Here is a 10000-nt window from a genome sequence, read left to right on the forward strand (position 1 = left end):
AATCGGTAGAGTGATGGCCGGTAACAATATAACCTTCGTATTGATTTGAAATTTTTTCCAGATCCTTATATCGAAAAGCTCTTCCAGTCTCTTCGAGTGTTTTGCCTAACTTTCGAGATAAGGCAGGAATATTTTTTTTTTTGAATAAATTCGGAAATGGAAACGTACTTTCCGTATAATCGAGGATTTTTTTTTCCTGTTCTAAATTGAATCGGATTGAATGGTCTAAGTGATAAATGCAAGGTACGGGAATTTTTTTTTCGACCCAAAGCCAAAAATAAAAGTGAAGTAAAAGGGAAGAATCCTTCCCGCCGGAATAGGAAAGAACAGCGGAGCGAGACAGTATCATCTCGTGAAAAGGAATGATTCTTTTCCAAACCGTATCAAAAATATTTCGTGTGGATTCGGAGATTTTATCTCTCATCTGAGTTGGTTAATGCAGGTATAACGGGTTCTTGGGATTGCTGCAAGAGTAATTATCACACATCCGCGAATTGTAAAAATACGGCGTTATACAAGGGATGAGAATTATTTACTAAAATAATGTGAGCTCGGCGTAAGAAAATGAGAAAATTTTCTAAAAGTAGAAGTTCCTGCTTTTAAAATTTGCTCGTAAAATCGCGATTTGTTGTAGTTCCCACATTTTAAGAATAGATTTACAGAGTTCAAATTCCAACTTCCTACAGAAAGATGAATCATGGATTTCTTACGCCGAACTCACGTTAAAATACTTCAAAACCGAATTTTTTCCGGATAGAGCCAAAAACTACAAGGTGCAAATTTTCTTGAAATCGAATCTATCCCAAAATCATGCCAACCAGCATTAATTTTATTAGCATTTTTGAAAAAAATCGCTTTATAAATAAGCGAAAAATGAAAATTGGATTGACTCTAAAATTGTCAAATCGCAAAAATTTTAAGCATGTCGGGATATGTGAAGCCAAGTCCTTTAAGATCTATACAAGAAGTTGCAACTGCCATGAATTCTACTTTGGATCCGGATAAACTTCTAGACTTAATTCTAGAACGTTGCATTCAGATTTGCGAAGTCGGCTCGGGTTCTTTGATGTTGATCAATGAAAAAGAAAACGTTTTGGATATTGTGACCTTTCGGGGTATGAATCCTTCCGTTAGAACCAAGGTAAAATTAAAGGTTGGGGAGGGTATTACCGGAATTGTAGCCGCATCCGGTGAGGGTATGATCGTCAGCGACGTTACGGCTAATCCGCATTATATTTCCATAAAGGACGATATTATGTCGGAGCTGGCGGTTCCTATGATCGTCGAGGACGTAGTAATCGGCGTTATTTCCTTGGATTCCAGTCGGAAAGGCGCTTTTAATGACGAGCACCTGGAAATTATCTCGACCCTTGCCAATCAAGCCGCACAGATTTTTAAGAACTTACAAATTTTCAGACAGCTCGAACAAAAGAATAAGATACAACAAGTGTTAATCGATATTTCTAGAACCGTTACTTCTACGTTGGTTCTTCAGGAAATTTTCGAAGACATCATGGATCGTTTGGAAAAATCCTTAAACTTAGAGCGGGGAAGTATCGTTCTTTTCGAAGCGGAAAAAGCGATTTTGAAACTCGAAGCAGCCTCCGGTTTAACCGCCGAAGAAATGGAAAAAGGGGTTTATCTTCCCGGAGAGGGAATTACCGGAAAAGTTTTTGAAACGGGCGAGCCGATTATCGTGGAATCGATCGCAAACGACGAAAATTTTTTGAATCGGGTGGGCAACGCCGCTCATTTTAAAAATAATCCAGAGAACGTTAGTTTTCTCGCGGCTCCGATCAAGTCCGATACTGGTGTTTTAGGAGTCGTAAGCGTTTATTTTGTCCATAAAAAATATATTGATCTGAAAACTTATTTAGACTTTCTGCAAGTGGTTGCTTCCGTAATCTACCAAGCAATTCGAATTCAAAAACTCATCGACGAGGAAAAAAGAGAGATCTCAAGAGAGAACGTTCTCCTTAAAAGAGAATTAAAGAATAAATATAAGTTTGGGTCTCTGATAGGCAAGTCCAAACCGATGGAAAAACTTTTTGAGATGATTCATCTCGTTTCGGATTCAAGAGCTTCCGTTTTAATTACGGGAGAATCAGGAACCGGTAAAGAAATGATCGCATCCGCGATTCATTACAATTCCTCCCGTGCAGATAAACCGTTTATTAAAATCAACTGTGCGGCGATTCCAGAAAACTTATTAGAAAGCGAACTTTTCGGTCATAAGAAAGGTTCTTTTACCGGGGCGGTTTCGGATAAAAAAGGAAAATTCGAAATGGCCGATACGGGAACGATTTTTCTTGATGAAATCGGTGAGATGGATCTCAATTTACAATCCAAGCTTTTGAGAGTTCTTCAGGAAAAAGAAATCGAAGCGGTCGGTTCTATAAAACCGAAAAAAATCGACGTAAGAATTATCGCTGCGACTAATGCCGATTTGGAAAAATTAATCTCGGAGAAAAAATTCAGACCGGACCTTTTCTACAGACTCAATGTCGTAAATATGCATACTCCGCCTCTTCGTGAAAGAGCGGACGATATTCCTCTTTTGATCAATCACTTCATTGCGAAGTATGCGGAAGAAAACGGTAAAAAAATCACAGGGGTTACAAGAGAAGCGCATAAGCTTTTGATGAATTACAATTGGCCCGGAAATGTCCGAGAACTTGAAAACGTTATCGAACGCGCGGTTGTTCTTTCACAATTGGAAATGTTAGACATCCAAGACTTCTCCGAGATCAATGGACGTCTTCTCTACGGAAACGAAGATTTTGACCTTGAAACGGGTGATTCGGAAACATCTTTGGAAATAGCCAATTCCAGATTTTCCTCCTCGCATTTGGACGCTCTGGACGGAAGAGCAATCGAAGTTATAATAGGTGAGGTGGAAGCCCGTCTGATTAAGTACGCGATGAAAAAGTTCAAATATACCAAAACTAGAGTCGCTAAATTTTTAGGGATTAATCGAAACACTTTGGATAAAAAGATTAAGGATCTCAAGATTGATTATTGATTTCGGGTAAGTTAGAAAAATACGTGTAAAAATTTGGAGAATTTCCGAGTATAGCATCTATTGATTTCGAAGCTTTTGAATTCGATCCGGATTGATTTCTAAAAATGTAAAGTTTTTTCAATAGAATTGTTGAAAAATTACTTCTCCATCTATTTCTGTTTCATTGAAACGGGCGATTGGAGCAGCTTTGTTAATCTCCGCTATTGAATTTTTCAACAACTCTAATGCAATAACCTGTCCCAGTTTTGAGACAGGTTATTGCAGCTTGATCTTTCTGATAGAGTACAACAAACCTCAATGCCTTCGCTCTTTAAGGATCGTTTGGTAGGTTTTAAGACACGCCGTAAGGAAGTTTTTAAAATTCTTTTTTGGAATAAAATATAATTGTTATTAGGTGAAATAAAATGATTCAAACCATCGATCGAAAATCAACGTTGAATACTCAGAATTTTTATAAATATCTGCCAGCACTTTCCTCTTTTACGGAAATTATAGAACCTTCCAATTATTTTACCGTTCCAGACGATTGGAATATAGTCATCACGGATGTGGTGAATTCGACAGACGCAATTCGAAATGGACATTATAAGGACGTAAACATAGCGGGTGGTATTACGGCGATGGCAGTCTCCAATCTCATGGGGGATATGGATTATCCGTTTTTATTCGGAGGCGACGGCATGACATTGTTGCTTCCGGATAGCCTTCTTTCCGAAGTGAAAGATATCTTATTTTCAATTCGAGAATCGGTGAAAAACAACTTTGGCTTGAAGCTCAGAGTCGGAATCGTAAACGTAGGGGAGCTGAAAAAAAGCGGTAAAGAATTAAAACTTTGTAAATTAAAAATTTCCGAATTTTATAATCAGGCGATCTTAACGGGAAACGCTTTAGATATGGCGGAAAATCTCATTAAGAATAACGATTCGGCGAACCCTTATATTATCTCATTGACTCATAAGGCTAAGATTGAACCGGATTTTACAGGTTTTACCTGTCGTTGGCAGGATATCCCAAGCCATCGGGGAGAAACTGTTTCGTTTATCATTAAGATGAATTCTTCGGGCGTTGCTTCCGATCAAGAATTGTTGAAAATTGTCCTCGATCAAGTTGGCGTTCTCCTGGGGAACGATGTGGAAATTCATCCTCTTAAAGAAGAAAAAATCAAAGTGGATCTATCCGGAAAATATTTTCGTAAAGAAGCGACGGTTCATTCCGGAAGTAGAAAAGGAATTTTTCATTTTTTAAAGATGCTCAAGATCAAAATCGAAGGGATTACGCTCAATCTTGCCATCAATACACAATGGAAGTTCGGTCCGAAAGTGAACGGAATGGAACTGCGAGAATTAAGAAAATCTCAAGTACTTGCTTCTGATTTTAGGAAATACGACGGAACATTAAAAATGGTCGTTGCTTGTGATTCCGATTCCAGAGAATCGTTTCTCAAATTTTTGGACGATCTTTATAAACAAGGAAAACTCTTTTATGGATATCATGTTTCCGATAGGGCTTTGATGACTTGCGCTTTACACGAAGGTTCCGCGAGGGAAGTCCATTTTGTGGATTCGGCGGACGGAGGCTACGCTCTCGCCGCAATTCGGCTCAAAGAACAAATAAAAGCGTCAAGAAATTAAACCGAGTTTTATTTTCCAATTATCGTCGAAAAGCTTATAGTTACAGGTGAGTTCTTCTCCTTTTAGAATCAATCTCGTTGCAATGTCTTGTCCCATTGGGTTCGTTTGATCGCTCGTAAAATCTTCTTTCGTATTCGGATCGTCACTGTGATTCATAAACTTGGAATTATCCGAGCAGTAGAACCATTTTTCGGCGGTTTGATAGGAATAAGTGCGAAACATTTCTTGAACGGATAGCGGAAGGGAATTCAATTCTTGATCAGTTAAAACCCAGACCGTCTTAGGATGGTATTTCCAAATCAACTCGCCTTTTTGAATGTCTCGACCGGCAAAAAGGCCGAAGCCGCCAATCGGAGAATCAGCGATGTATGTAGGTACTAAGAGCATTGGAAAGAATGTAATTTAGTTGGGAAAAAAATTGCAAGTAAGAAAAGGAATTCCTTACAGAACCATCGCTTGTTGTTCGGGCTCCGGAACGGAGAATCTTTCCAGTTTTCCATTTCGCATTTGAAAAACCTGATCCGCTTCTCGGATTGTGGAAAGTCTATGAGTCACAGAGATTACCGTTCTTCCTTCTCTTAACAAAGAAAGGGTTTTCATAATTCTTGCTTCCGTTACCGGGTCTAAGGAGGAAGTCGCTTCGTCCAAAAGAAGAATCTGAGGATTTCTTAAGAAAGCTCTTGCTATCGCGATTCTTTGTCTTTCTCCGCCGGAAAGTTTGGTTCCTCTGTCTCCCGCGTTTGTTTCGTAACCCATAGGTAACGAGAGAATCATCTCGTGTATTTCAGCTTTTTTGGCCGCCTCAATCGCTTCTTCCAGAGTTGCGCTCGGTTTACCGATACGAATGTTTTCAAAGATGGTAGTGTTGAAAAGGAATGTCTCTTGAAATACTACGCCTATTAGGGACCGAACTGAGCTTCTAGATAGGGAATTTAGATTCATACCGTCAAAAAGAATTTTTCCCTCGTTAGGTTGTACCATTCCTAGAAGAAGCTTGATGAAAGTGCTTTTACCGACTCCCGAACTGCCTACGATGGCGGTATAACTTCCTTTGGGAATCGTGAGAGTGATATCGCTTAGATTTTTTGACCTTCCCTTGTATCGAAAATGAACGTTTTCGAAGTGGATCGCCTCTTTCAATTCCGGGATTGAAGATTCTTCCGGATCTGGTTCGAATACGGGAGCGCGTAATAATTCTAAGATCCGTTTTGCCGACCCACTCGCGTGATTCAGCGCGGGTAAATATTGGGAAAGATACAATAAGGAATAACTTAAATTTAAAAACGGGGGTAAAAAAGCCGCTAAAGTTCCGATACTAAGCGCATTATGATATGCGAATATAGTTCCTACAAGTAAAAGGACTCCTTGAAGAAATAAAATTCCTGAACCTGCGGAACGTTCCAAATAAGAGTTCGTCAGTCCGAGTCGAAGGGAAACTTGAAATAGTTTTTCACAGTTGTTCTTGAATCTGTTGAAGAAGTAATCGCTTAGGTCGTAAGCCCGGATCAAATTCTGCGCGGAAATAGATTCTTCCACCAAACTGAGTACTTGAGCTTCTTCTAATTTTCTTGTGTAGCTGATTTCCGTGGATTTTCTGGATAAAAATCCCGGCCCTAAAAAACTGATCGGCCAGATGAGCAATGCGATCGAAGCAAGCTTCCAATCCAATAAAAAAAGTAGAATAGTCCCAAAGATCGCCTCTAAAAGAGGACCGAGTCCCCAAGGAATAAACGCTAGAAGGGCGTGTTCTAATGCCGCGAGATCGTTGAAAAACCTGGAAAGAATATCACCTAACTTATTGTTGGAAAAAAAATCCAAATTCAATCGATCCAAATGTTCGTACATCTGCAATCGAAGGTCTTGGATAATTCTTGCGGAAGCCCAATTATAAAGATAGTCTCTCACGGTTCCGAGAATTGTAAAAGTAATCGTTCCGATCGCAAGATAGGCTCCGATCCAATAAAGTGCATTTTGATTTCGATTGATGAGAGCTTCGTCGATTAAATATTTAAAACTAAAAGGGATACTCGCATAAAATCCGATTTCGAAGCAGAGAAGCCCGATGATGACGGAAATTCTTCCCTTATATTTTTTGGCGAACCGGAATAATCCGAAAATCAAAAGACCTGGCGCGCCTTCTGTTTCCGAGTTCGGTTTTTCCTTTTTCGGATTCAGGGCTTTCCATTTTTTAGCGGAGCCTTTTTCCTTTTCCAACGGCAAATGTTCCGATTTTTGGATCAGGTCCGGATTGTATTCAAGAGGTCTTTTCATACCATTTTGGGAAATGTCGTTCCTTTTATTTTTGGCAAATATCTTTCATTTCCACTCTACTTTGACTGTTTTCCTTCGAAACCCTGAGGCAAGAATTTTTCACCGGATAAGGGACAGAATACGTTCAGAAAAGAGTCGTTTTTTTTGAAACGCACAATTATCTTTGTAACCAGGTCATAGGATGATTCATTTTCACTATAAAGAGAACAATGGATTCTATACGGTTACTTTAAAAACTACCGAAACTGCCCCCGGCACTCTCCATAAAATGGTGAAAGCGATGTTTTTTATGGGTTGGGAAATCGTTTCCGGCGACATCAGGACGATAGAAGAGGAAGGCCAATTTTATAGCTATGATATTTTTACATTAAAATCAGATGAAACAGATTCTAAAATCAAGGCTTCTAAATTGGGAGTTCTAATGTCTTCCGTATTTACCGACGATTTCGCTTTGGAAGAAATCATTCATCATTCAAGCGAAGTCGACCTTAGAAATACTTATCACCTCGGCCCCGATTCCAAGTTGGAATTCGAAGATATAGAATCGGGAACTAAAACTAAATTTACCCTCGAAGCTCCGGATAGAAAAGGTCTTCTTTACTTTGTTACTGGAGTGCTCAAAGAAAACGGAATTAACATTCATTCCGCGACGATTCGGACGGATCGGACCGGAAATCGGGCTCAAGATACCTTTATACTTTCCGATACGAAAGCAGGAAAGGGTTTTGCTGGTTCGTCATTAGAGGATCGCGTAAGCCGAAATATACTCGAGATTAGTTTAAATTCTTCTTGGAAATAATCGATAAAGTAATTTTTTTTTCGTCTCTTATAAAAAATATTCAGTGCAAACAGTTTATTCCCGCCTTTTCATGGATTAACAATGGAATTCTTGAGCCGCTATTTAATATACGTTAGCTAGTATCATTGTATTCAAAAGATAAATTCACCATTTAAGATTATTCTCATGGACGCCCAAAAAGACTTACAGAAATTCGATTTTACAGAAGAGATCATTCAACACTTTAAAATCAACAGCGTTATTCCGGTTGATTTCTACAACAGAAACGGGCAAATTCTCATTCATAAAAAGGAAAATGCTGACGGAGAAGACATTACAAAATTACTAAGGTTTGAAAACCAGGGAATCTACTTTTTAAAATCCGAATTTGAGAAAATTGCCGGTGGAAAACAAGGTTCCGGATCGGATACCGTAAATGGTCGGGAAGTAAGTTTTGCTAAGTTAGTTAACGCTGAATTAACTGTCGAGCTTGCAAGAAATGCCTCAGGTTTTTTATCCGAATTAAAAAAATTTCCTCTTCACGGAAGTCAGGTAAGACATCTTAATAAATCTATCGACGGAATATTAGAAGACTTTAAATCTACGCCCGATATGGAAAACGGGTTAGTCAACATCATTGAAGTTATGAGTAATGCTGGAGTTCCAATGGATTCCGAGATACTCACGAAACGCACCGTGATCTCCATGGCGATGAAGGTAAGAGCGGGAAAGGTTTTTACCAAAGTGGATATGGAGCAGAAGAAGTTGGATCAGATGAACCTGATGATGTCTTCTTATCTTGCGGATGTGGGTTATACTCAGATGAAAATTCCGGTGCAAAAGGATCTGAAGACGGAAGAATTCGAATACATCAAAAATCATCCGATCATCAGCTATCTTATGGTGGCTAACCTTCCAGATTTAGATGATAACATCAAAACTCTGGTTCTCAATCATCACCGTCCTCACAAAGGCGAAGGGATGAACAATAATTACCCTCAGCCGAAAGTTCTTATCCATAAGCTCAATCTTTATAAGGAAAAATATAAGGATGATCCGATGAAGACCGTTTTGGTCGGCGATATTCAAAAGCAGATACGGAATATTCTCACCAATAACCTTCCCATAGAAGATATTGGAGTTATTTCCATTGCGGGGGAATTTGCTTCCTTAACCACAAGACAGGAATGGAGAGAACCGTTCGAGCCTTTGGTTGCGATGAAGCTCATTTTAAATAATAGTTTTTTTGCATATAATGAAAAGACTTTGAGGGATTTTTACGATCACATCGGTCTTTCCTTGTGCAATAATCAACCCTTTATTCAAGAGGGAGATTTTGTAATTGTAGTTACACAAGATTCCAATCAGAAAGTGTTTTTCGAGGTTTGTATCATTCGGGAGATGTATAAAACTCAAATTCGCCCTATGCTGGAAAGGATCGGAACCATCCGACCGAATTTCAGCAATATGGGAAAACTAAGGATTTCCGGATTTGATATTTCTTCTTTAAAACTCGATCGAAGAAGGGCGATTTACAATCTCGAGAAAAATCAAGATCCGAGAAGGATCGTTTATGTTCTAGATCCGAATATGGACGCCCGTCTTTACGAAGAATTGATTAAACAAACTGGCGAACTTCCCAAAGAAAACGCCTGAAATCGCTCTTTTCGATTCCAAAAGAGTCAGTCGTTTTTATAGAAAGCCTATGCTTTACTTTAGTTTGTTCGAAAACCTTTTGGCGCTCGACTGGTTTTGAATAGACTAAGTCTTCCAACCTGAGCCGAAAAGGGATATTTTTCCTAAATTCGGGTAAGTTTCTAAAAATTCTTACGTTGTCATCTGAGGCTTCATTTTTACGTATTTTTCGCTATTTTTAAGAGAGAAGTTCTTGTTTTTTGGAAATAATTTATTAATTAATTTTTTTTTGATTCGGACCGATTTTGAGTTAAAATGTACGTTTCATAAATAATTTTTTTCCAGTCCGATTCTGTATTCTTCCGGAGTAGGAATTGTGAAGGGGTACCAGACCTTTTTCGAAATGGAACTAAAGGTATTTGATAAAATGAATTCTAATATGAATCATAGCTCACATTCGGTTAATAAGGAACTTCTGGAAAAATTCGAATTCAATTCTGACGTTATCAAGAGTTTTATCAGTCAGAGTGAAGTACCGGTCGATTTTTATAATAAAAACGGCCAGATCCTAATCCACAAAAAATCGGATGCATCCGAAGAAGACGTTACAAGGCTTCAAAAATTTGAAAGCCAGGGAATTTATTTTCTTATTTCGGAAAAAGA

8 protein-coding genes (2 of these 8 only partly in view) are annotated in these 10000 nt (G+C 38.7%); 5 read left to right on the plus strand and 3 right to left on the minus strand.

The window, feature by feature from the left end:
- Positions 1-424: the start of a tRNA lysidine(34) synthetase TilS gene (gene tilS, locus FHG67_RS00650; protein ID WP_004500604.1), read on the minus strand. 878 nt of this gene lie to the left of the window's left edge; the window shows 424 of its 1302 coding nt (coding positions 1-424); its start codon is at positions 422-424; its stop codon lies off the left edge, out of view.
- A 555-nt stretch (positions 425-979) separates the two neighbouring features.
- On the opposite strand from tilS, the gene FHG67_RS00655 reads away from it, so the two are divergent.
- Complete coding sequence (locus tag FHG67_RS00655) at positions 980-3022, plus strand: sigma-54-dependent Fis family transcriptional regulator (RefSeq protein WP_004500586.1); 2043 nt, start codon at positions 980-982, stop codon at positions 3020-3022.
- Between the two features lie 404 nt (positions 3023-3426).
- The gene (locus tag FHG67_RS00660) at positions 3427-4653 is read left to right on the plus strand and encodes a DUF3095 domain-containing protein (RefSeq protein WP_142499593.1); all 1227 of its coding nucleotides are present in this window, start codon (positions 3427-3429) and stop codon (positions 4651-4653) included.
- On the opposite strand, the gene FHG67_RS00665 is transcribed toward FHG67_RS00660, so the two are convergent.
- Complete coding sequence (locus FHG67_RS00665; protein ID WP_002620310.1) at positions 4642-5040, minus strand: SET domain-containing protein; 399 nt, start codon at positions 5038-5040, stop codon at positions 4642-4644. The genes FHG67_RS00660 and FHG67_RS00665 overlap by 12 nt on opposite strands.
- Before the next feature lie 54 nt (positions 5041-5094).
- Positions 5095-6924: an ABC transporter ATP-binding protein gene (locus FHG67_RS00670; protein WP_004500580.1), complete on the minus strand. Its 1830-nt coding sequence runs from the start codon at positions 6922-6924 to the stop codon at positions 5095-5097.
- Positions 6925-7105: 181 nt separating this feature from the next.
- Here FHG67_RS00670 and FHG67_RS00675 point away from each other — a divergent pair, with 181 nt between their 5' ends.
- The 3 genes from FHG67_RS00675 to FHG67_RS00685 form a co-directional block, all read left to right on the plus strand.
- The gene (locus tag FHG67_RS00675; protein WP_142499594.1) at positions 7106-7723 is read left to right on the plus strand and encodes an ACT domain-containing protein; all 618 of its coding nucleotides are present in this window, start codon (positions 7106-7108) and stop codon (positions 7721-7723) included.
- A gap of 165 nt (positions 7724-7888) precedes the next feature.
- On the plus strand, positions 7889-9358 hold the full coding sequence (locus FHG67_RS00680) for an HD-GYP domain-containing protein (protein WP_004502608.1): 1470 nt from the start codon (positions 7889-7891) through the stop codon (positions 9356-9358).
- Positions 9359-9764: 406 nt separating this feature from the next.
- Positions 9765-10000 carry the 5' end (the start) of an HD-GYP domain-containing protein gene (locus FHG67_RS00685; protein ID WP_004496316.1) on the plus strand. 1258 nt of this gene lie beyond the right edge of the window, so only the first 236 of its 1494 coding nucleotides appear in the window; its start codon is at positions 9765-9767; its stop codon lies beyond the right edge, outside the window.

It is taken from the genome of Leptospira weilii (assembly GCF_006874765.1).
Taxonomy (GTDB): Bacteria; Spirochaetota; Leptospiria; order Leptospirales; family Leptospiraceae; genus Leptospira; species Leptospira weilii.

Bases quoted from the DNA above. Each gene is read 5' to 3' on its own strand.
- FHG67_RS00665 (WP_002620310.1), bottom strand. From the start codon at position 5,040: ATGCTCTTAGTACCTACATACATCGCTGATTCTCCGATTGGCGGCTTC.
- FHG67_RS00660 (WP_142499593.1), top strand. From the start codon at position 3,427: ATGATTCAAACCATCGATCGAAAATCAACGTTGAATACTCAGAATTTT.
- FHG67_RS00670 (WP_004500580.1), bottom strand. From the start codon at position 6,924: ATGAAAAGACCTCTTGAATACAATCCGGACCTGATCCAAAAATCGGAA.
- FHG67_RS00655 (WP_004500586.1), top strand. From the start codon at position 980: ATGAATTCTACTTTGGATCCGGATAAACTTCTAGACTTAATTCTAGAA.
- FHG67_RS00680 (WP_004502608.1), top strand. From the start codon at position 7,889: ATGGACGCCCAAAAAGACTTACAGAAATTCGATTTTACAGAAGAGATC.
- FHG67_RS00675 (WP_142499594.1), top strand. From the start codon at position 7,106: ATGATTCATTTTCACTATAAAGAGAACAATGGATTCTATACGGTTACT.